Here is a 22,461-nt window from a genome sequence, read left to right on the forward strand (position 1 = left end):
TGCCAACCGTTACTGACGAAAAGCCGAGGTGTTTTTTTAAGACGCAAGAATCCGCTAGCAGAGATAAAAAAACAGGACCGAAGTCCTGTTTTTTAGGCATTTAACAAAGAGGTCTGCTATTAGAACTGGTAAACGATACCCACTGCAACGGTGTCGTCAGAGCCTACGCCCAGTTTGTTGTCAGAATCGATCTGGTTGATGATGTAATCAACATAGGTGGACATGTTTTTGTTGAAGTAGTAAGTCGCACCCACTTCGAAGTAGTTCACCAGATCTACGTCGCCGATTCCTTCGATGTCCTTACCTTTAGATTTGGTATAGGCGAGGGACGGACGCAGGCCGAAGTCGAACTGGTACTGAGCAACCAACAGGACGTCTTCAGTTTTGTTAGCATAACCGTTAGCGATACGGGTTGCGTTACGGGTTTCGCTGTAGTTCGCCGCCAGGTAGATGTTGTTAGCATCGTATTTCAAGCCGGTCGCCCACTGCTCAGCTTTGTCGCCGTGGCCGCGCAGAAGTGGGTTTTGCTGGGCATCGGTACGATCAGCTGCACCATACGCACCTACGATACCAAAACCTTCGAATTCGTAGCTAACAGAGCCGCCAACGCCATCACCGTTAGAGCGACGAACGTCATCACGCTCGTTTTTGCCCAGGTACTGAACAGCGAAGTTCAGGCCTTCAACCAGGCCGAAGAAGTTAGAGTTACGGTAAGTTGCGAGACCGCCGTTACGCTGGGAGAAGAACTGGTCGGAAGCAGCAGTGTCACCACCGAATTCTGGCAGCATATCGGTGTAACCCAGAGCATCGTAAACGACGCCGTAGTTACGACCGTAATCGAAGGAGCCTGCGTCACCAAATTTCAGACCGGCAAACGCCAGACGGGTTTTGTTGCCATTCTGAGCATCATCACCGCCTTCAGAGTTATTGCCGCTGAACTGGTATTCCCACTGGCCGTAACCGGTCAGTTGGTCGTTAATCTGAGTTTCCCCTTTGAAACCAAGACGGGCGTAAGTCTGATCGCCATTAGGTGCGTAGGCATTGTCACCGTTGTGCTTGGAAAAATAGTGCAGACCTACTGCTTTACCGTACAGGTCTACTTTGTTGCCATCTTTGTTATAGATTTCTGCAGCGTTAGCTGCCCCGGCTACCAGCAGAGCAGGGATAACCACTGCCAGAATATTGCGCTTCATCATTATTTATTACCCTCATCGGTTTTTATATGACACCTGCCACTGCCGCCAATAATTTCCGTCAATAAAAATTTACGGAACTATTGATGAGAGTTTGGTGTCTTTATGTGTCTGACAGGCATCTTTCCATTCAAACTATCGTTTCGCTACCGTCAAAGTGCTACAAATATAAAGATTTGGTTTCAAAAAGAAAAAGTGTGTAACAAAATGTTATTTTTGTGCAACTTTGTGAACAACTTCAAATTTCAGATGTCCGTGCGCTAAAAATCACCACTTCTATTTCTATTTATATGATTTTCTTATATTTAATTTAGATAAACTCCTTTTTTCTCTGTTCTGCCATAAAGTTCATGGTTTACAGATAGCTATTTCTGGACGTCTGGAATGCCGTGCAAATGGTCAGAAAATGTACTATCTAATCAGAAAATGCTAATCCACAATAAAAATGCTGATTATTTTTTGTTCAAATATGTTGCGGTGAAATATTACGTAACAGGAAGGGGGAAGGCGAAGGGTTGTGTTAAACGCGGGAGGGGGATCCCAAAACGTGAAGCGGTGACAAAAAAAAGCCAGCAATGCTGGCTTTTGTATCAAAAATGCAGGGTTAGAACGTGGCGTTACGCGGGGTACGCGGGAACGGAATAACGTCACGGACGTTCTGCACGCCGGTCACGTAAGCGATCAAACGCTCAAAGCCCAAACCGAAGCCGGAATGTGGAACGGTACCGTAGCGACGCAGGTCGCGATACCACCAGTAATCTTCTTTGTTCAGACCCATTTCCAGCATACGGGCATCCAGTACGTCCAGACGCTCTTCACGCTGAGAACCACCGATGATTTCACCGATTCCCGGAGCCAGGACGTCCATTGCTGCAACGGTTTTACCGTCTTCGTTAAGGCGCATATAAAACGCTTTGATATCTTTCGGGTAGTTTTTAACGACGACCGGCGCTTTAAAGTGCTCTTCAGCAAGATAACGTTCGTGCTCAGAAGACAGATCCACACCCCAGTAAACCGGGTTTTCGAACTGTTTGCCGCATTTTTCCAGAATGCTTACCGCGTCGGTGTAATCCACCTGCGCGAAGTCAGCCTCAATGAAACGTTCCAGGCGTGAAATCGCGTCTTTGTCGACACGTTCGGCGAAGAATTTCATATCATCCGCACGCTCAGCCAGTACGGCTTTGAACGCGTACTTCAGCATCGCTTCAGCCAGGCCTGCAACATCGTTCAGGTCGGCGAAAGCCACTTCCGGTTCCAGCATCCAGAACTCTGCCAGGTGACGACTGGTATTAGAGTTTTCTGCACGGAACGTCGGGCCAAAGGTATAAATTTTGGACAGAGCACAGGCGTAGGTTTCGCCGTTCAGCTGACCGGAAACGGTCAGGAAAGCTTCTTTACCAAAGAAGTCTTTGTCGAAATCGACTTTGCCCTGATCGTTACGCGGCAGGTTTTCCAGATCCAGCGTAGACACGCGGAACATTTCACCGGCACCTTCCGTATCGGAAGCGGTGATCAGCGGAGTCGATACCCAAAAGAAACCCTGCTCGTGGAAGAAGCGATGCAGCGCTTGCGCCAGCGTATGACGTACACGCGCGACGGCACCAATCATGTTGGTACGTGGGCGCATGTGCGCCACTTCACGCAGATACTCAATGCTGTGACGCTTAGCCGCCATTGGATAGGTATCAGGATCTTCAACCCAGCCGGCTACTTCAACCTCAGTGGCCTGAATTTCAAAGCTCTGTCCTTGTCCAGGAGATGCAACGACTTTACCCGTTACGATAACTGAACAACCCGTCGTCAGGCGCAGTACGTCCTGATTGTAATTGGGCAGAGAATTATTGATGACGGCCTGTACAGGATCAAAGCAGGAACCGTCATAAACGGCGAGGAAGGAGATGCCAGCTTTTGAATCTCGGCGGGTACGCACCCATCCGCGCACGGTGACTTCGCTGTCAACGGCTACGCGGCCCTGGAGTACGTCGGCTACAGGCACAACGCTCATAATATTCTCTCTGTTAATAGTCGGATATATAAACACATGTCCACCCGTAATGGGGGGATACCTATGTTACCTGGCATCTGCAATCAGACAAGCAGAATTCGTAGCTGGAGTGAAAGATTTCGGAAATTAGCGTGAAAAGGGAGCCAAACTGGCTCCCTGGAAGGTTTAACTGGCTTTTTTAATATGCGGCAAATCGAAGGCTTTGCGTAGCGCGCGCACGAACGCTTTATCGTGGCAGATGGTTTTACCCGGGCTATCAGATAACTTCGCCACAGGTTTGCCGTTACATTCCACCAGCTTGATTACAATATTGAGCGGCTTAACCTGGGGAATATCACAGGTTAAACGTGTGCCAATACCAAAACTCAACTGCACACGAGAAGAGAAGTGGCGGTAGAGCTCAATCGCTTTTTTCAAATCGAGGTTATCTGAAAACACCAGCGTTTTGCTCAGCGGATCAATGCCCAGTTTTTCATAATGGGCGATGGCTTTTTCACCCCATTCCACCGGGTCGCCTGAGTCATGGCGTAAACCCTGATAGCGGGTTGCAAACTCGACACCAAAGTCGCGTAAAAACGCATCCATGGTGATGCAATCGGTCAGCGCAATGCCGAGTTGGTCAGGATATTCATTTAACCAGGCGGCCAGGGCAACGCGCTGGCTGGTGGCAAGCTCAGGGCTGATTTGCTGATGAGCCTGGAACCACTCATGCGCCTGCGTGCCCATTGGGGTTAATGACAGGCGGCGGGCCAGATCGTAGTTACTGGTGCCGACAAACCAGGGCTCTCGCTGCAGGCGTTTAACAATAGCCTGCTGTACTTCACGTGAAAAACGACGACGCGTACCGAAATCCATCAGATGGAAGCGGGACATATCGACATCTTTCGTTAAAGCAGAGAATTCTACTAGTTTGCTTTCCAGCTCATCGAGTGCCTGCGGGACGCCTGATTCGGGCGAACGGTAACGGTGTACCATCTCGCTGATAACCGCTAGCAGCGGGACTTCCCACATGATCACTTCACGCCACGGCCCGGTTAAGCGAATGTTCAGCTTCCCGTTATCATTGGTGACGCAAACCTGTTCCGGGTTATAGCGGAAATCACGTAACCAGGTGAGGTAATCAGCTTTAAAGAAAGGCAGGCCGGAGAGCCACTGGTACTCGTCCTCCTGCAGTCGCAGGTGTTGCATAGCATTCACCTGCTCACGAATAGAATCGGCATAAATACCGAGCAGGTCATCGCCACGGCAACGAAATTCAGCCGCTACTTGTACATCATAGTAGTGGTGAAAAACGGCTTGCTGCATATGCAACTTATAAGCGTCTGTATCCAGCAGCGAGTGCAGAACAGGAGAAGCGAATTGTGTCATAGGTGCGCAGTAGCATCCTCTCACGGGAGCGTTTAGTACAATAAACAACTAAGAAAACCGCTGGAGTATACCTTGTTTAGCGATTTATTGAACCCCGATCACACCATAAGCTGTCTTTCTGGTCGAGGGCAATTCGTGCCGCGTGTTATAAAAATGTAGCAAAAAGGGTGTTTGTGCCTGAAAAGATGAACATTCTGCGTAGCGCGATTTACGCAACAGGAATAGACTGAAGCCGAGACTCTACCAAAGATGCTAAAGGTTTTTTTATGACACAACAGCCACAAGCCAAATACCGTCACGACTATCGTGCGCCGGATTACCAGATTACTGATATTGACTTGACCTTTGACCTGGATGCTGAAAAAACCGTGGTCACCGCCGTGAGCCAGGCTGTCCGTCATGGCGCGTCCGATGCGCCCCTGCGCCTGAATGGTGAAGATCTGACCCTGGTGTCGATCCACGTGAACGACGAGCCGTGGGCAGAGTATAAAGAAGAAGAGGGCGCTCTGGTCATCAGTCAACTGCCGGAACGTTTTACGTTGCGTATCGTGAATGAAATTAGCCCAGCGGCCAATACCGCGCTGGAAGGACTGTACAAGTCCGGCGATGCGCTGTGCACCCAGTGTGAAGCGGAAGGGTTCCGCCATATTACCTGGTATCTCGACAGGCCGGATGTCCTGGCGCGTTTTACCACCAAAATTATCGCCGATAAAACCCAATATCCGTTCCTGCTCTCCAACGGTAACCGTGTGGCGCAGGGGGAACTGGAAAATGGTCGTCACTGGGTACAGTGGCAGGATCCGTTCCCGAAACCGTGTTATCTGTTTGCGCTGGTAGCCGGTGATTTCGACGTCCTGCGCGACACCTTTACCACCCGTTCCGGGCGTGAAGTGGCGCTGGAACTGTACGTCGATCGCGGCAACCTGGACCGCGCGCCGTGGGCGATGACCTCACTGAAAAACTCCATGAAATGGGATGAAGAGCGCTTTGGCCTCGAATATGACCTCGACATTTATATGATTGTCGCGGTCGATTTCTTCAACATGGGGGCGATGGAGAATAAAGGTCTGAACATCTTTAACTCCAAATATGTGCTGGCACGTACCGATACCGCCACCGACAAAGACTACCTCGATATTGAGCGCGTCATCGGTCACGAATATTTCCACAACTGGACCGGCAACCGCGTGACCTGTCGCGACTGGTTCCAGTTGAGCCTGAAAGAGGGGCTAACCGTGTTCCGCGATCAGGAGTTCAGTTCCGATCTCGGCTCACGCGCGGTAAACCGGATCAGCAATGTGCGCACCATGCGCGGCCTGCAGTTTGCCGAAGATGCCAGCCCAATGGCGCATCCTATCCGTCCGGATATGGTTATTGAAATGAACAACTTCTATACCCTGACCGTGTACGAAAAGGGCGCTGAAGTTATTCGTATGATCCACACCCTGCTCGGTGAGGCTAACTTCCAGAAAGGGATGCAGTTGTACTTTGAGCGTCATGACGGCAGCGCTGCAACCTGTGATGATTTCGTGCAGGCGATGGAAGATGCGTCCAACGTCGATCTTTCGCATTTCCGCCGCTGGTACAGTCAGTCCGGTACGCCGATTCTGACCGTGCGTGATGACTACAATCCATCCACTGAGCAGTACACGCTGACTATCAGCCAGCGCACGCCGGCCACGCCGGATCAGGCCGAAAAACAACCGCTGCATATTCCTTTCGCCCTCGAGTTGTATGACAACGAAGGGAAAGTGATCCCGCTGCAAAAAGGCGGGCACCCGGTGAATTCCGTACTCAATGTCACCCAGACTGAGCAGACGTTTGTCTTTGATAATGTCTACTTCCAGCCGGTTCCGGCACTGCTGTGCGAATTTTCCGCACCGGTAAAACTGGAATACAAATGGAGCGATCAGCAACTGACCTTCCTGATGCGTCATGCGCGTAACGATTTCTCTCGTTGGGACGCGGCGCAAAGCTTGCTGGCGACCTATATTAAGCTCAACGTAGCCCGCCATCAGCAGGGACAGCCGCTGTCGCTGCCGGTACACGTGGCCGATGCATTCCGGGCGATTTTGCTGGATGAGAAAATCGATCCGGCACTGGCGGCAGAGATTCTGACGCTGCCTTCGGTGAATGAAATTGCTGAACTGTTCGACATCATCGATCCGGTGGCGATAACGGAAGTACGTGAAGCGTTAACTCGCACGCTGGCGGCCGAACTGGCTGATGAATTCCTCGCCATCTATAACGCTAATCATCTTGATGAGTACCGCGTTGAGCATGCCGATATTGGCAAGCGTACGCTACGTAATGCCTGCCTGCGTTTCCTGGCCTTTGGCGAAACCCATCTGGCCGACACGCTGGTCAGCAAGCAGTACCGTGAAGCAAACAATATGACCGATGCGCTGGCGGCGCTGTCCGCGGCAGTCGCGGCGCAACTGCCTTGCCGCGACACGCTAATGCAGGAGTATGACGATAAGTGGCATCATGACGGTCTGGTGATGGACAAATGGTTTATCCTGCAATCCACCAGCCCGGCGAGAAACGTGCTGGAAACGGTACGTGGCTTACTGAAGCACCGTTCCTTCAGTATGAGTAACCCGAACCGAATCCGATCTCTGATTGGCGCCTTTGCGGGCAGCAACCCGGCGGCATTCCATGCGGAAGATGGCAGCGGCTATCAGTTCCTGGTCGACATGCTGACTGAACTCAATAGCCGTAACCCGCAGGTGGCGTCACGTCTGATTGAGCCGCTGATTCGCTTAAAACGGTATGATGCAAAACGTCAGACGCAGATGCGCGCGGCGCTGGAACAGCTGAAAGGTCTGGAGAATCTCTCCGGCGATCTGTTCGAGAAGGTAACCAAAGCGTTAGCCTGAATCGTTGACCTGTCGTTTTGTAAGCCGGATTAGGCGGTAACGCCGCTATCCGGCAAAAGGCCCGGTGGCGCTTGCGCTTACTGGGCCTGATTTTTCTAAATGCTTATTCATGCCGGCGGATCGGCTGTTCCGTTTCGCTACGCTGCATTACCCGGTTTAACACTTCTGCTTCCAGCTCTGCCAGACGCACCGAACCAATCCGGCGTGGTCGCGCAATATCCACCGTTAAATCCAGTCCGATTTTTCCATCTTCAATAAGCAACACGCGATCGGCCATTGCCACCGCTTCACTGACGTCATGGGTGACCAGCAGTACGGTAAAGCCGTGCTCTTGCCATAAAGAGACAATCAGCTCCTGCATTTCAAGGCGGGTTAAGGCATCCAGCGCACCGAGAGGTTCATCCAGCAGCAGCAGACCGGGACGATGAATTAATGCCCGCGCCAGGGCCACGCGCTGTTTTTGTCCACCGGACAGGGCGGCAGGCCATTCCTGAGCACGATTCTCCAGCCCAACTGCGGCCAGCGCGTCCCGGGCCGCATCGCGCCAGTGACCTTTCAGACCCAGACCCACATTATCGATAACCGTCTTCCAGGGCAGCAGACGCGCATCCTGAAACATCATTCGCGTATCCTCCTGAATTTCTGCCAGCGGGGTGGTTCCGGCAAGTAATGCACCTGAGGTGGGAGACTCCAGCCCAGCCAGCAGACGCAGCAACGTGCTTTTTCCTCCTCCGCTGCGGCCAACCACGGCAACAAACTGTCCGGCCTGAATGTGCAAATCTAACTGATTGAGCACCGTATTGGCGGCGTATTGTTTCGTCACGGCACTCAGTAAAAGCGGCGTGCCTTGGTTCAAACGAGCGGTATTCATACGGTAGCCTCCTTCACATGGTAAGCCGGGTTCCAGCGCAGCCAGATTCGCTCCAGCCATTGGGCGCTGACGTCGGCAAGTTTGCCGAGCAGGGCGTAGAGAATAATGGCCACCACGACCACATCGGTTTGCAGAAATTCGCGGGCGTTCATTGCCAGGTAACCAATGCCGGCATTGGCTGAAATGGTTTCCGCGACAATAAGCGTCAACCACATCAGCCCGAGAGCAAAACGCACGCCAACCATAATCGAGGGCAGGGCACCGGGGAGGATCACATGAATAAATAGTGAAAAACCAGACAACCCATAGCTGCGAGCCATCTCTACCAGACCGCGATCGATATTGCGGATCCCATGCCAGGTGTTGATGTAAATCGGAAAAAGCGTGCCCAGCGCGACGAGAAAGATCTTGGCGGATTCATCAATGCCGAACCACAAAATCACCAGTGGGATCAGCGCCAGATGCGGCACGTTACGCAGCATCTGCACCGAAGTATCCAGCAGGCGTTCTCCCCACCGCGAAAGACCGCTAATCAGTCCCAGCGTCAGGCCAATCGATCCGCCGATGGAGAAGCCTACCAGCGCACGCCAGGAGCTGATCGCCAGATGCTGCCAAAGCTCGCCGCTGGCGGAAAGCGTCCAGAAGGCTTCGACAACGCCCTCCGGAGAGGGCAGGATGCGGGTGGACAACCAGCCCATTGATGATGCGAGCTGCCAGAGCGCGACCAACCCAACCGGTAAAAACCAGGGCGCGAGGCGCAGTAACCACCTGTTTTTCGGCGTTGCCATCAGCAGGCTCCTTAGCTTTGCGCGATTTTGCGTGGGATAAATTCGTTTGCCACCGCTTCGCCTTGTTGATGCTGGCGCTGCGGCTGCGGAATTTCTGGTATAGCGACATCCAGATGTGTGAACAGCAGCTCGCCAACCTTGTATGCCTCTTCCAGATGTGGATACCCGGACAACACAAAACTGTCGATTCCCAGTGCGGCATACTCGTTGATACGCGCCGCGACCGTCGGACCATCTCCGACCAGCGCGGTACCCGCGCCACCGCGCACCAGTCCTACTCCTGCCCACAGGTTTGGGCTGATTTCCAGTTTGTCGCGTTTACCGTTGTGCAGTGCAGCCATTCGCTGCTGACCAACCGAATCCGTTCTTGAGAAGGCGGCCTGGGCTTTGGCAATGGTGTCGTCATCCAGATGGGCTATCAGACGATCCGCTGCCTGCCACGCCTCTTGCGTTGTCTCCCGGACGATCACATGCAGACGAATACCAAAGCGGATCTTGCGCCCGAGCGCCGCCGCTTTGGCCCGCACCTGTTCAATCTTCTCTTTCACCTGTTCAGGCGGCTCGCCCCAGGTCAGATAGAGATCAACCTGCTCGGCAGCAAGATCTTGTGCGACATCAGACGAACCGCCGAAATAAAGCGGTGGCCGGGGTTGTTGTACAGGAGGGAAAAACAGTTTCGCGCCGCGGACATGAATGTGTTTGCCGTTGAAATCCACGGTTTCACCTTGCAGCAAACGCCGCCAGACCTGAGTGAATTCAGCAGAGGCTTCATAGCGCTCGGTGTGATCAAGGAACACACCGTCACCCGCCAGCTCTTGTGGATCGCTGCCGGTTACCAGGTTGAATAACGCCCGGCCGTTAGAGAGTCTGTCGAGCGTCGCAGCCTGGCGGGCAGCGACCGTCGGCGAGGTTACGCTTGGACGTAGCGCGACCAGAAACTTTAATCGCTGGGTGACCGGGATCATCGACGCGGCGACCAGCCAGGCATCTTCACAGGAGCGACCGGTTGGGATCAGAACGCCAGTAAATCCCAGACGATCGGCTGTTTGCGCAATTTGTTGCAAATAACCGTGATCGACCGGGCGCGAACCTTCTTCCGTCCCCAGATAATGACCGTCACCGTGGGTGGGTAAAAACCAGAACATGTTCAGACTCATAATTTTTCTCCTGCCTGCTGAGTGGGTTGCCAGATACGCTGGCGAATATCGATTTTTTTCGGCACCAGACGGTTGTCATAAAACAGATCCGCGGTTTGTTGTTGTAGGGCGGCAACCGAGGCGCTGACGGGCGTAATGGTGGTTGGCGGACGGTGATCCAGATAAGACGCAATTACCGGCTCGGGCAGACCCATGGTTTTAGCCAGCAGAGTAATACTTTGCTGGCGTTGGCTGAGAGTTAACGCATCCGCCTGGCTAAAGGTATCCAGTACGCCAAGAACAAAAGCGCTATTTTTTTCGGCATAAGGACGTGCAGCGAGATAAAACGAACCGGTCTGCTTGAGGTCTGAGCCGTCTTTCAGCACGCGCACATCACCTTGCAGTAATGCGGCCGAATAGTAGGGATCCCAGATAGCCCACGCATCGACGTTTCCTTGCTGGAAGGCCGCTCGCGCATCGGCGGGGGTCAGATAAGTCGGTTGAATATCGGTAAATTTCAACCCTGCCTGTTGCAGCGCCCGGAGCAGTAAATTGTGGGCGCTGGAACCTTTCTGGAAGGCGACTTTATGCCCTTTGAGCTGCGCAACGCTCTGGATCGGGCTATTTTTCGGCACCAGAATCACTTCGGCTTTCGGTTTGGGGGGTTCGACGCCCACATAAACCAGATCGGCTCCGGCGGCCTGGGCGAAAATTGGCGGAATGTCACCGGTACTGCCGAGATCGATACTGCCGATATTGAGTGCTTCCAGCATTTGCGGTCCAGCCGGGAACTCAATCCACGAGATTTTGGTCTGTGGGTAACGTTTCTCCAGTAGCTGATGACTTTTTGCCAGCACCATGCTGACGCTTCCTTTCTGGTAGCCAATGCGCAGGGCATCCGGAGCCGATTCTGCGGCATGCACCAAGGATGACAGTGACAGCAGCCCGGTAAATGCCAGCCATGAGGTGTGACGCTTGAGCAGATTAAGCATGGGCGGCACCTCGCAGGGCGTTCAGTTGCGGGAGCTGGACATCGCGACGATGCAACGCCAGCCAGAAAGTGTCGAGCGCACTGTCCAGGCGCAGCTGCAAGTTGGGCGTAAACTGCGGTTTATGCTGATAATCGATGACCTGCGAATCATCGGCAAACACGCCGTGCAGGATCTCCTGAGCCTTTAACGCGCTCAGCACCGGTTTCAGCGCGTAATCGACGGCCAGTAAATGCGCCACGCTGCCGCCGGTCGCCAGCGGCAAAACCACTTTTCCTTCCAGCGCCCGCTCGGGGAGTAGATCGAGCAGCGTTTTCAGTGCGCCAGAGTAAGCGGCTTTGTAGACCGGCGTTGCGACAATCAGCCCGTCTGCATCCTGTAGTTGTTCGATAAATGTCTTCAGCGCCGGACTGTCAAAACGGGCATAGATCAGGTCTTCCGGGGCAAAGTTGTGCAGGTTCCAGTGAAAGACTTCGACATCCTGGCCGTTCAATTTTTCTCGGGCATATTCCAGCAACGCGCTGGAGCGAGAGGGAAAGCGTGGGCTTCCCGCCAGAGTAATGACGCGCATAATGTTATTCTCCCCTTATAACCAATTGTTTGCTTTTTATTAACATTGATAACAATTTGTGCAGTCTGGCAGAGAGACTTTGTTTATCGAAATGATTTATACGGGATAGAAAAGTTGAAAAATGAATAAAAAGGAGGAAGCAGGAAAACGATTGCTATTTATTGCCGCAGGTCAATTCCCTTTTTGCTCGCGATCGCACATAATACGCCCCCGGTTTGCACACCGGGAATCCAGGAGAGTTCATGTACTACCCCTTCGTTCGTAAAGCCCTTTTCCAGCTCGATCCAGAGCGCGCTCATGAATTGACATTCCAGCAATTACGTCGCATTACCGGCACGCCGCTCGAAGCGCTTGTCCGCCAGAAAGTACCCGCAAAACCGGTTACCTGTATGGGGCTGACGTTTAAAAATCCACTCGGGCTTGCTGCCGGACTGGATAAAGACGGGGAGTGCATTGATGCGCTCGGCGCGATGGGATTTGGTTCCATTGAGATTGGTACCGTGACGCCGCGTCCTCAGCCGGGTAATGATAAACCACGTCTGTTTCGTCTGGTCGATGCAGAAGGTTTGATCAACCGCATGGGGTTTAATAACCTGGGGGTTGATAACCTGGTTGAGAACGTCAAAAAATCGCATTTTGACGGTATTCTGGGGATTAATATTGGTAAGAATAAAGATACTCCGGTAGAGAACGGCAAAGATGACTATCTGATTTGTATGGAAAAAGTCTATGCTTATGCTGGTTATATCGCGATTAATATCTCTTCACCGAATACGCCGGGATTACGTACGCTGCAATATGGTGAGGCGCTGGATGATCTTCTGACGGCAATTAAAAATAAGCAAAATGATCTGCAAGAGATCCACCATAAATATGTTCCAGTGGCGGTTAAGATCGCACCGGATCTTTCTGTGGAAGAACTGATCCAGGTTGCTGACAGTTTAGTTCGTCATAATATTGATGGCGTAATTGCGACTAACACCACTCTCGATCGTTCTCTCGTTCAGGGAATGAAAAATTGCGATCAAATGGGTGGCCTGAGCGGTCGACCGTTACAATTAAAAAGTACAGAAATTATTCGCCAGTTGTCTCAGGAATTAAAAGGTCAGCTGCCGATTATTGGGGTTGGTGGTATCGACTCAGTAATCGCCGCGCGTGAGAAAATAGCTGCCGGTGCTTCTTTGGTACAGATTTATTCGGGCTTTATTTTTAAAGGCCCACCGTTGATTAAAGAAATCGTCACCAATATCTGAATGCTACCTTAATCACAATCCAGGGCTTTATTTCTGGCCCTGGTTGTTTTATATTCCTTTACTGTTGCTTATTTAAACATTCTGAGCTTTTATTATTAAGGCAATAAACGAAGCGGCAAAAGGATACTGTCGTAATGGTGATGATTAAGGAAAGGAGAGAAACTGATGCGAATTAAACCCGACGATAACTGGCGCTGGTATTATGATGAAGAGCACGATCGTATGATGCTCGATTTAGCCAATGGCATGTTATTCCGTTCGCGTTTTGCTCGTAAAATGCTCACTCCGGATGCATTTTCTCCGTCGGGTTTTTGTGTTGATGACGCCGCGCTTTATTTTTCCTTTAAAGAAAAATGTCGCTACCTGGATTTAGCCAAAGAGCAAAAGGCGGAACTGGTGCTTAATGCGCTGGTGGCGATTCGTTACCTTAAACCGCAAATGCCAAAAAGCTGGCACTTTGTCGCACACGGTATTAACTGGTCGCCAGTCGTGGGGGATGCTGCTTGTGTGGATTTAAGCGATACGGATGAACAGGTAAACCTGTTAGTGGTTGAACCGGGTGAAAATGCCGCGCTTTGTCTGCTTGCACAACCTGGTGTGGTTATTGCCGGGCGCACAATGCAGCTTGGCGACGCGATTAAAATAATGAATGACAGACTGAAACCGCAGGTTATTGCCGACAGTTTCAGCCTTGAACAGGCGGTTTAACTCTCCAGCCTGATTGTCGTTTTGGGAACGCAACTGCAGCACAGAATCGTCCCGTCATCCCCAATCGCTGATTTTTTCAGCGGACTAACTTCGCCTTCCAACAGTCGAATTCGACAGCATCCGCAAATTCCTGCCCGGCATGAATAGGGCACCCGGATACCCTGGTTTTCCAGCTGTTCAAGCAATACCTGCTGATTATTTCCGCGAAAGGTCTGGCCCTGCCAGTCAATAAGTACCGTGGCATCGGGCTGTTGTTCCAGTGCGGTATCGTCTGGCTCCGCCGCACCGTAAGCTCTGGCGGGACCGGTTGCCAAAATCTCTACCTCATCGCCGACGCGAATAACGCCGCTGTTGCGTGCGATAAGATTCTGGCCGAAATCGACGTCGCCGTTATCCACCGCTGTCCGGAAGGTTTGCAGCGTGGCGAGCGGCTCGCCAGACGGATGTTTCTGGCCTTTTTCTGGGCTAACGGTAGTGAAAATGCAGCGGCTACAGGGTTTTGCCACATCAAAAATGACGTCGCCAATGCGAATCACTTTCCACGTGTCTTCTGCCCATGCGTCAGCCCCCGAAACCACCAGATTGGGGCGAAACTGTTCCATTTTGACGCTTGCCGGACAGCGCTGTTGCACATCGCGCAGAGATGCTTCGTTGGCCAGCAGGTAGGGATAACCATCGGCGAAGGACAAAGGAACATCAGCGTGGCGCTTCACCCGGCGTGTCAGTTGCGGACCCACCCAGCGCAACTGCACGTCACGGGAGAAAAAGCCGCTCAGCCACAGGTTGATAGCCGCTGGCGCAATACGCGCGGTAAAATGGTTTCCCCACACTTCAGTCGGCGCATCCTGGGTGGCGAAGTCTGCGAATCGCACGAGCGCACTGCTGCCGTCTGGAGCCGTGAGATGAAGTCCATCGTGGAAAGGGGAAGGGGTAAAGCGGACCATTTGCGGGAACTGTCGGGCGGTAATGAACGTCCCGTCGGGTTCGGTAATCATAAATATACGATCCAGGGCGAGACCGCTCACGTCTGCCAGGGCGTGCGTGAGTCCAATTCCACGCATTGATTTAACCGGATGAATAAAAAGTCGGGTCAACGTTACCACTGCACAGCCCCTTGAACGAAAATAAGCCTTCAACTTTATGACATACAGCCCATATTAGCTATAATGCGCAGCAATTTTCTAGGAGTAAAAGTGACATTATGAATTCTCTGTTTGCCAGTACGGCCCGCGGGCTGGAAGAGCTGTTAAAAACTGAACTGGAAAACCTCGGCGCGCTGGAGTGTCAGGTCGTTCAGGGTGGGGTCCATTTTAAGGGCGACACGCGGCTTGTTTACCAGAGCCTGATGTGGAGCCGCCTGGCCTCGCGCATTATCCTGCCGATGGGAGAGTGCAAGGTCTACAGCGATCTTGATCTGTACCTCGGCGTTCAGGCAATCGACTGGACAGAGATATTTAATCCTGGTGCTACGTTTGCCGTCCATTTTAGCGGCCTGAACGAGACCATTCGTAACAGCCAGTACGGTGCGTTGAAGGTCAAGGATGCGATTGTCGATGCTTTTACCCGCAAAAATCTGCCGCGTCCAAATGTGGATCGTGAATCTCCGGATCTGCGAATCAACGTCTGGTTGAACAAAGATACCGCCAGCATTGCACTCGATCTGAGCGGTGACGGTTTGCATCAGCGCGGTTATCGCGATCGCGCGGGTCAGGCGCCGATTAAAGAGACGCTGGCCGCCGCTATTGTTATGCGTTCTGGCTGGCAGCCGGGCACACCGTTACTCGATCCGATGTGCGGCTCCGGCACGCTGCTGATTGAAGCGGCGATGTGGGCAACCGATCGCGCGCCGGGCCTGCACCGCGGGTACTGGGGCTTTAGCGGTTGGGCACAGCACGATGAAGCCGTCTGGCAAGAGGTTAAAGCCGAAGCTCAGGTGCGTGCGCGTAAGGGACTAGCTGACTATACTTCGCACTTCTATGGCTCCGACAGCGATGCGCGCGTGATTGAAAAAGCGCGTAGTAACGCCCGCCGCGCAGGTATTGCCGATCTGATGACATTTGACGTTAAAGATGTCGCCAAACTGAGCAATCCACTGCCGAAGGGACCGTATGGTACGGTGATCAGTAACCCACCCTACGGCGAACGTCTGGATAGCGAACCGGCGCTGATTGCCCTGCATAGCTTGCTGGGCCGTACGATGAAAAACCAGTTTGGCGGCTGGAACTTGTCGCTGTTCAGCGCCTCTCCGGATTTGCTCAGCAGCCTGCAATTACGTGCTGACAAGCAGTTCAAAGCGAAAAACGGTCCGCTGGATTGCGTACAGAAAAACTATCACGTTGCAGAGACCACTGCGGACAGCAAGCCAGCCACGGTCGCGGAAGATTATGCCAACCGCCTGCGCAAGAATATCAAGAAGCTGGAAAAATGGGCGCGTCAGGAAGGAATTGAATGCTATCGCCTGTATGATGCTGACCTGCCGGAATACAACGTTGCAGTGGACCGTTACGGTGAGTGGGTCGTGGTTCAGGAATACGCTCCGCCGAAGACGGTCGATGCGCAAAAAGCACGTCAACGCCTGTTCGATATCATTGCCGCAACGTTGTCGGTCCTGGAAATCGCGCCAAATAAACTGGTGCTGAAAACCCGTGAGCGGCAGAAAGGGAAGAACCAGTATCAGAAGATGAATGAGAAGGGTGAATTCATTGAGGTAAGTGAGTACAACGCCCGCCTGTGGGTCAACCTGACAGACTATCTTGATACCGGTTTGTTCCTCGATCACCGTATTGCGCGCCGCATGCTGGGCCAGATGAGTAAAGGTAAGGATTTCCTTAACCTGTTTTCCTACACCGGCAGTGCCAGCGTTCATGCCGGGCTGGGCGGTGCACGTAGCACCACGACGGTTGATATGTCGCGTACCTACCTGGAGTGGGCTGAGCGTAACCTGCGCCTGAACGGCCTGAGTGGTCGCGCTCACCGTTTAATTCAGGCCGATTGCCTGGGCTGGCTGCGCGATGCCAATGAACAGTTTGATCTGATTTTCATCGATCCGCCGACGTTCTCTAACTCAAAACGTATGGAAGACTCGTTTGATGTACAGCGCGATCATCTGGCGCTGATGAAAGATCTGAAACGTCTGCTGCGTAAAGACGGCACGATCATGTTCTCCAACAACAAGCGTGGGTTCCGTATGGATCTCGACGGTCTGGCTGAACTGGGATTAAAAGCACAAGAAATCACCCAAAAAACGCTTTCCCAGGATTTTGCCCGTAACCGCCAGATCCACAATTGCTGGCTGATTACCGCAGCCTGAAAGGATAAATAAATGTCATTGATCAGTATGCATGGTGCATGGCTGTCGTTCAGCGATGCGCCGCTTCTTGATAATGCAGAACTGCATATCGAAGATAACGAACGCGTCTGTCTGGTTGGCCGTAATGGCGCAGGTAAGTCGACGCTGATGAAGATCCTCAACCGTGAACAGGGTCTTGACGACGGGCGTATTATTTATGAGCAGGACCTGGTTGTGGCGCGTCTGCAGCAGGATCCGCCGCGTAATGTTGAGGGCAGCGTCTATGACTTCGTTGCCGAAGGTATTGAGGAACAGGCTGAATATCTGAAGCGTTATCACGATATTTCGCGCCTGGTGATGACCAATCCCAGCGACAGAAACCTGAATGAAATGGCGCGGGTTCAGGAAATGCTCGATCACCATAATCTGTGGCAGCTCGAAAGCCGCATTAATGAAGTGCTGGCACAACTGGGACTGGATCCTAACGCCGCGCTTTCTTCGCTTTCGGGCGGCTGGCTGCGTAAGGCGGCGCTGGGCCGCGCGTTAGTGAGCAACCCGCGCGTACTGCTGCTGGATGAACCAACTAACCACCTGGATATTGAAACTATCGACTGGCTGGAAGGGTTCCTGAAATCCTTCAATGGGACAATTATTTTCATTTCCCACGACCGTTCATTTATTCGCAATATGGCGACGCGTATTGTCGATCTCGACCGCGGCAAGCTGGTGACCTATCCGGGGAACTACGATCAGTATCTGCTGGATAAAGAAGAAGCGCTGCGGGTGGAAGATCTCCAAAACGCGGAATTTGATCGCAAGCTGGCGCAGGAAGAAGTGTGGATCCGTCAGGGCATCAAAGCGCGTCGTACCCGTAATGAAGGCCGCGTGCGGGCGCTGAAAGCCATGCGTCGCGAGCGTGGCGAACGTCGCGAAGTGATGGGCACGGCGAAGATGCAGGTCGAAGAGGCGAGCCGCTCTGGCAAGATTGTCTTCGAAATGGAGAATGTTGATTACCAGGTTGATGGAAAGCAACTGGTAAAAGATTTCTCCGCGCAGGTGCAACGTAGCGACAAGATTGCGCTAATTGGACCTAACGGCTGCGGTAAAACAACGCTGCTGAAGCTGATGTTAGGTCAGCTTCAGGCTGACAGCGGACGCATTCACGTCGGCACGAAGCTGGAAGTGGCGTATTTCGATCAGCACCGCGCCGAACTGGATCCGGATAAAACCGTGATGGACAACCTTGCTGAGGGTAAGCAAGAGGTGCTGGTTAACGGTAAACCTCGCCATGTGCTGGGCTACCTCCAGGATTTCCTGTTCCATCCGAAACGGGCGATGACGCCAGTACGTGCGCTCTCTGGTGGGGAACGCAATCGCCTACTGCTGGCGCGTCTTTTTCTCAAACCCAGTAATCTTTTGATTCTCGATGAACCAACGAACGATCTGGACGTCGAAACGCTGGAACTGCTTGAAGAGCTGATTGATAGCTACCAGGGCACCGTGCTGCTGGTGAGCCACGACCGTCAGTTTGTGGATAATACCGTAACCGAATGCTGGATCTTCGAAGGCGGCGGTAAAATTGGTCGTTATGTCGGCGGTTATCATGATGCCCGCAGCCAGCAATCGCAGTATGTGGCGTTTAAACAGCCAGTTGCGAAAAAAACAGAGGAAACCGTTGCTCCTAAAGCAGAAATTGTCAAACGCAGCACGAGCAAACTAAGCTATAAACTGCAGCGCGAACTGGAGCTGCTCCCCGCGCTGCTTGAAGAACTGGAAGCTAAACTGGAAGCATTACAAGCTCAGGTAGCTGACGCCGCTTTTTTCAGTCAGCCGCATGAGCAAACGCAACAGGTATTAGCTAATCTGAACGAAGCTGAACAAGAACTTGAGCAAGCCTTTGAGCGCTGGGAGTATCTTGAGTCTTTGAAGAACGGCGCATAATTTAAAGGAGCACATATGTGCGAACATCACCATGCCGCGAAGCATATTCTGTGCTCGCAGTGTGACATGCTGGTGGCGTTACCTCGCCTTGAGCATGGTCAGAAAGCGGCATGTCCACGATGTGGCACTACGTTAACGGTTGAGTGGGACGCGCCACGGCAGCGTCCTACCGCCTATGTGTTAGCAGCATTATTTATGCTGCTTTTGTCAAACCTCTTTCCCTTTGTGAATATGAATGTTGCGGGGGTGAGCAGCGAAGTGACGCTGCTGCAAATCCCCAGCGTTCTCTTTTCGGAAGATTACGCCAGCCTCGGTACCTTCTTTATCTTATTCGTTCAGTTGGTTCCCGCTTTTTGCTTGTTGACCATTTTGCTGTTGGTGAATCGGGTTCATATGCCTGAGCGGCTTAAAACATGGCTGGCGCGTATTTTGTTTCAGTTAAAAAGCTGGGGAATGGCAGAAATTTTCCTCGCGGGCGTGCTGGTGAGCTTTGTTAAGCTGATGGCCTACGGCGATATCGGCGTGGGCAGCAGCTTCATCCCGTGGTGCATGTTTTGTATGCTCCAGTTGCGGGCTTTCCAGTGTGTGGATCGCCGTTGGCTGTGGGATGATATTGCCCCTATGCCAGCCATTAAGCAGGAATTAAAGCCTGGTGTGCCCGGCATCCGACAAGGATTGCGTTCCTGTTCCTGCTGCACCGCTATTCTTCCGGCAGACGAGCTGGTATGCCCACGCTGTCAGACGAAAGGTTATGTGCGGCGTAAAAACAGTCTGCAATGGACATTGGCATTACTGTTTACGTCGATCATGCTTTATCTTCCTGCCAATATTCTGCCGATCATGATCACCGATCTGCTCGGGTCAAAGCTGCCTTCAACGATACTCGAGGGCGTGGTTTTAATCTGGAGCGAAGGCTCTTACCCGGTGGCTGCGATTATCTTTATCGCCAGTATTATGGTGCCGACGTTGAAAATGATCGCCATTGCCTGGCTGTGTTGGGATGCCAAAGGGCACGGCAAACGCGACAGTGAACGAATGCATTTAATTTACGAGGTTGTAGAATTTGTCGGTCGCTGGTCAATGATCGACGTTTTTGTAATTGCCGTACTCTCTGCGCTGGTGCGCATGGGAGGGTTAATGAACATTTATCCTGCAATGGGTGCTTTGATGTTTGCTTTAGTCGTCATTATGACAATGTTTTCTGCGATGACATTTGATCCCCGTCTGTCGTGGGACCGTGAACCAGATCATGAGGAGTCCTGACAGCATGGAATCTAAAAGTGGGGAAGCCAAAGTGCAAAAGGTAAAAAACTGGTCGCCCGTGTGGATATTCCCTATAGTCACTGCCCTCATTGGCGCATGGGTCCTGTTTTATCATTACAGTCATCAGGGGCCACAAGTCACGCTGATTACCACCAATGCTGAAGGTATTGAAGGGGGCAAAACGACGATTAAGAGCCGCAGCGTGGATGTCGGCATCGTCGAGAGCGCAACCCTGACTGATGATTTGACCCATGTGGAAATTAAAGCTCGTCTTAACTCCGGAATGGAAAAGCTGCTGCATAAAGATTCTGTCTTTTGGGTGGTGAAGCCGCAGGTTGGACGTGAAGGTATCAGTGGGCTCGGCACGCTATTGTCCGGGGCTTATATTGAACTGCAGCCAGGCAATAAAGGCAGCAAGCTGGAAAATTACCAACTGCTGGATTCACCGCCGCTGGCACCGCCAGATGCGAAAGGGATCCGTGTGATTCTGGACAGCAAAAAAGCCGGTCAGTTGAGCCCGGGCGACCCGGTACTGTTCCGTGGTTATCGTGTAGGTTCGGTTGAAACCAGCACATTTGATGCGCAAAAGCGTACGATTAGCTATCAGCTATTTATCAATGCGCCTAACGATCGTCTGGTGACCAGCAATGTGCGTTTCTGGAAGGACAGTGGGATCGCCGTGGATCTTACTTCGGCAGGTATGCGCGTGGAAATGGGATCTCTCTCCACGCTGTTTGGCGGTGGCGTAAGTTTTGATGTGCCAGAAGGGCTGGAACAAGGCGAACCGGTCGCACAACAGTCTGCGTTTAATCTTTATGACGACCAAAAAAGTATTCAGGATTCACTGTATACCGATCATATTGATTACCTGATGTTCTTTAAAGATTCAATTCGTGGCCTGCAGCCTGGCGCGCCACTGGAATTCCGTGGCATCCGTTTGGGTACGGTAAGCAAAGTACCTTTCTTCTCACCGAATATGCGTCAGGTCTTTAACAATGATTATCGCATTCCGGTGCTGGTACGTATCGAGCCAGAACGTCTGAAGGCACAGCTGGGAGAAGATACTGATGTTGGCGCTCATCTGGCAGAATTGCTTAAACGCGGCTTACGGGCATCGCTGAAAACCGGGAACCTGGTGACTGGCGCTCTGTATGTCGATCTCGACTTCTACCCGAAAGAACCGCCGATTACCGGTGTGCGCGAATTTAACGGTTATCAAATTATTCCGACCGTGAGCGGTGGTCTGGCGCAGATCCAGCAGCGACTGATGGAAGCGCTGGATAAGATTAACAATCTGCCGTTGAACCCGATGATTGAGCAGGCGACCAATACGTTGTCGGAAAGCCAGCGTACGATGAAGCATCTGCAAACCACGCTGGACAACATGAATAAGATCACGTCCAGTCAGTCGATGCAGGATCTTCCGGCGGATATGCAGAACACGCTGCGCGAACTGAACCGTAGTATGCAGGGCTTCCAGCCGGGGTCCGCCGCCTACAACAAGATGGTGGCGGATATGCAGCGTCTTGATCAGGTACTGCGAGAACTGCAACCGGTACTGAAAACGTTGAACGATAAGAGCAATGCGCTGGTATTTGAAGCGAAGGACAAAAAAGATCCAGAGCCGAAGAGGGCGAAACAATGAAAAAGTGGCTAGTGGCGATGATGGTGGTCTGGCTGACGTCATGCAGCTCCAGCGGAGAAAATAAAAGCTATTACCAGCTCCCTATCGCGCAAGGGGGCGTACAGAGCTCAGCTAACCAGGGTAACCGTCTGCTGTGGGTTGAACAGATTGCGGTCCCGGACTATCTGGCGGGTAATGGGGTGGTTTACCAGACCAGCGATGTGCAATATGTGATAGCGAATAATAATCTCTGGGCCAGCCCATTAGATCAGCAATTGCGCAATACCCTGGTTACGAACCTCAGTATGCAGTTGCCTGGCTGGGTTGTCGCTTCGCAGCCGCTGGGAAGCACTCAGGACACGTTGAACGTCACCGTGACCGGCTTCCACGGTCGGTACGATGGTAAGGTCATCGTGAGCGGTGAATGGCTGCTGAATCACCAGGGGCAGTTGATCAAGCGTCCATTCCACATCGAAGCTGTACAGACTAAAGACGGCTACGATGAGATGGTGAAGGTTCTGGCCAACGCCTGGAGCCAGGAAGCGACGGCAATGGCTCAAGAGCTGAAACGCATCCCTTAAGC

The 22,461-nt window shown here is 52.3% G+C and carries 17 protein-coding genes; 8 read left to right on the forward strand and 9 right to left on the reverse strand.

Going from position 1 to position 22,461, the window contains the following annotated elements:
* Positions 1 to 119 precede the first annotated feature (119 nt).
* From ompF to pncB, 3 genes are all read right to left on the reverse strand, one after another.
* The gene (gene ompF / locus N0B36_RS03695) at positions 120 to 1,196 is read right to left on the reverse strand and encodes a porin OmpF (RefSeq protein WP_016156126.1); all 1,077 of its coding nucleotides are present in this window, start codon (positions 1,194 to 1,196) and stop codon (positions 120 to 122) included.
* Between the two features lie 601 nt (positions 1,197 to 1,797).
* Positions 1,798 to 3,198: an asparagine--tRNA ligase gene (asnS, locus tag N0B36_RS03700; protein WP_016152464.1), complete on the reverse strand. Its 1,401-nt coding sequence runs from the start codon at positions 3,196 to 3,198 to the stop codon at positions 1,798 to 1,800.
* Between the two features lie 165 nt (positions 3,199 to 3,363).
* Positions 3,364 to 4,566, reverse strand: a complete 1,203-nt coding sequence (gene pncB, locus N0B36_RS03705) for a nicotinate phosphoribosyltransferase (RefSeq protein WP_016152465.1) — start codon at positions 4,564 to 4,566, stop codon at positions 3,364 to 3,366.
* A gap of 266 nt (positions 4,567 to 4,832) precedes the next feature.
* On the opposite strand from pncB, the gene pepN reads away from it, so the two are divergent.
* Entirely contained in the window at positions 4,833 to 7,445 is a 2,613-nt protein-coding gene (gene pepN / locus N0B36_RS03710; RefSeq protein ID WP_204551613.1) for an aminopeptidase N, read from the forward strand.
* Positions 7,446 to 7,548: 103 nt separating this feature from the next.
* Here the strand turns inward: pepN and ssuB are convergent, their stop codons facing one another.
* Genes ssuB through ssuE form a run of 5 tightly spaced genes read right to left on the reverse strand, consistent with a single transcriptional unit; the run spans position 7,549 to position 11,800 of the window.
* Positions 7,549 to 8,316, reverse strand: a complete 768-nt coding sequence (gene ssuB / locus N0B36_RS03715) for an aliphatic sulfonates ABC transporter ATP-binding protein (protein ID WP_259686084.1) — start codon at positions 8,314 to 8,316, stop codon at positions 7,549 to 7,551.
* Entirely contained in the window at positions 8,313 to 9,104 is a 792-nt protein-coding gene (gene ssuC, locus N0B36_RS03720; protein ID WP_016156130.1) for an aliphatic sulfonate ABC transporter permease SsuC, read from the reverse strand. The genes ssuB and ssuC overlap by 4 nt, the downstream gene beginning before the upstream one ends.
* An 11-nt stretch (positions 9,105 to 9,115) precedes the next feature.
* On the reverse strand, positions 9,116 to 10,261 hold the full coding sequence (gene ssuD / locus N0B36_RS03725; RefSeq protein WP_259686085.1) for an FMNH2-dependent alkanesulfonate monooxygenase: 1,146 nt from the start codon (positions 10,259 to 10,261) through the stop codon (positions 9,116 to 9,118).
* Entirely contained in the window at positions 10,258 to 11,232 is a 975-nt protein-coding gene (locus N0B36_RS03730; protein WP_080858510.1) for a sulfonate ABC transporter substrate-binding protein, read from the reverse strand. The genes ssuD and N0B36_RS03730 overlap by 4 nt, the downstream gene beginning before the upstream one ends.
* A complete protein-coding gene (gene ssuE / locus N0B36_RS03735; protein ID WP_200046464.1) occupies positions 11,225 to 11,800 on the reverse strand; it encodes an NADPH-dependent FMN reductase in 576 nt (191 codons plus the stop codon). The genes N0B36_RS03730 and ssuE overlap by 8 nt, the downstream gene beginning before the upstream one ends.
* A gap of 242 nt (positions 11,801 to 12,042) precedes the next feature.
* On the opposite strand from ssuE, the gene pyrD reads away from it, so the two are divergent.
* Both pyrD and zapC read left to right on the forward strand, forming a co-directional pair.
* Positions 12,043 to 13,053 carry a quinone-dependent dihydroorotate dehydrogenase gene (pyrD, locus tag N0B36_RS03740; RefSeq protein WP_047501150.1) on the forward strand — a complete coding sequence of 337 codons (1,011 nt, stop codon included), beginning with the start codon at positions 12,043 to 12,045 and terminating at the stop codon, positions 13,051 to 13,053.
* 165 nt (positions 13,054 to 13,218) lie between these two features.
* Positions 13,219 to 13,761, forward strand: a complete 543-nt coding sequence (gene zapC, locus N0B36_RS03745) for a cell division protein ZapC (protein WP_259686086.1) — start codon at positions 13,219 to 13,221, stop codon at positions 13,759 to 13,761.
* Here the strand turns inward: zapC and N0B36_RS03750 are convergent.
* The gene (locus N0B36_RS03750; RefSeq protein WP_049042107.1) at positions 13,758 to 14,864 is read right to left on the reverse strand and encodes a YcbX family protein; all 1,107 of its coding nucleotides are present in this window, start codon (positions 14,862 to 14,864) and stop codon (positions 13,758 to 13,760) included. The two genes, zapC and N0B36_RS03750, sit on opposite strands and share 4 nt — an antisense overlap.
* A 98-nt stretch (positions 14,865 to 14,962) precedes the next feature.
* Here N0B36_RS03750 and rlmKL point away from each other — a divergent pair, with 98 nt between their 5' ends.
* From rlmKL to pqiC, 5 genes are read left to right on the forward strand one after another with little or no spacing between them, the layout of a single operon-like run.
* A complete protein-coding gene (rlmKL, locus tag N0B36_RS03755; RefSeq protein WP_016152475.1) occupies positions 14,963 to 17,071 on the forward strand; it encodes a bifunctional 23S rRNA (guanine(2069)-N(7))-methyltransferase RlmK/23S rRNA (guanine(2445)-N(2))-methyltransferase RlmL in 2,109 nt (702 codons plus the stop codon).
* Between the two features lie 12 nt (positions 17,072 to 17,083).
* Complete coding sequence (locus N0B36_RS03760) at positions 17,084 to 18,991, forward strand: ABC transporter ATP-binding protein (RefSeq protein WP_259686087.1); 1,908 nt, start codon at positions 17,084 to 17,086, stop codon at positions 18,989 to 18,991.
* Between the two features lie 15 nt (positions 18,992 to 19,006).
* Positions 19,007 to 20,254, forward strand: a complete 1,248-nt coding sequence (gene pqiA / locus N0B36_RS03765; protein WP_047501146.1) for a membrane integrity-associated transporter subunit PqiA — start codon at positions 19,007 to 19,009, stop codon at positions 20,252 to 20,254.
* A 4-nt stretch (positions 20,255 to 20,258) separates the two neighbouring features.
* Positions 20,259 to 21,899 carry an intermembrane transport protein PqiB gene (gene pqiB / locus N0B36_RS03770; protein ID WP_003836843.1) on the forward strand — a complete coding sequence of 547 codons (1,641 nt, stop codon included), beginning with the start codon at positions 20,259 to 20,261 and terminating at the stop codon, positions 21,897 to 21,899.
* Positions 21,896 to 22,459 carry a membrane integrity-associated transporter subunit PqiC gene (gene pqiC, locus N0B36_RS03775; RefSeq protein WP_200052294.1) on the forward strand — a complete coding sequence of 188 codons (564 nt, stop codon included), beginning with the start codon at positions 21,896 to 21,898 and terminating at the stop codon, positions 22,457 to 22,459. Before pqiB ends, pqiC begins: the two co-directional genes overlap by 4 nt.
* Positions 22,460 to 22,461 lie beyond the last annotated feature (2 nt).

The organism is Citrobacter sp. XY323 (genome assembly GCF_025106035.1).
GTDB lineage: Bacteria > Pseudomonadota > Gammaproteobacteria > Enterobacterales > Enterobacteriaceae > Citrobacter > Citrobacter braakii.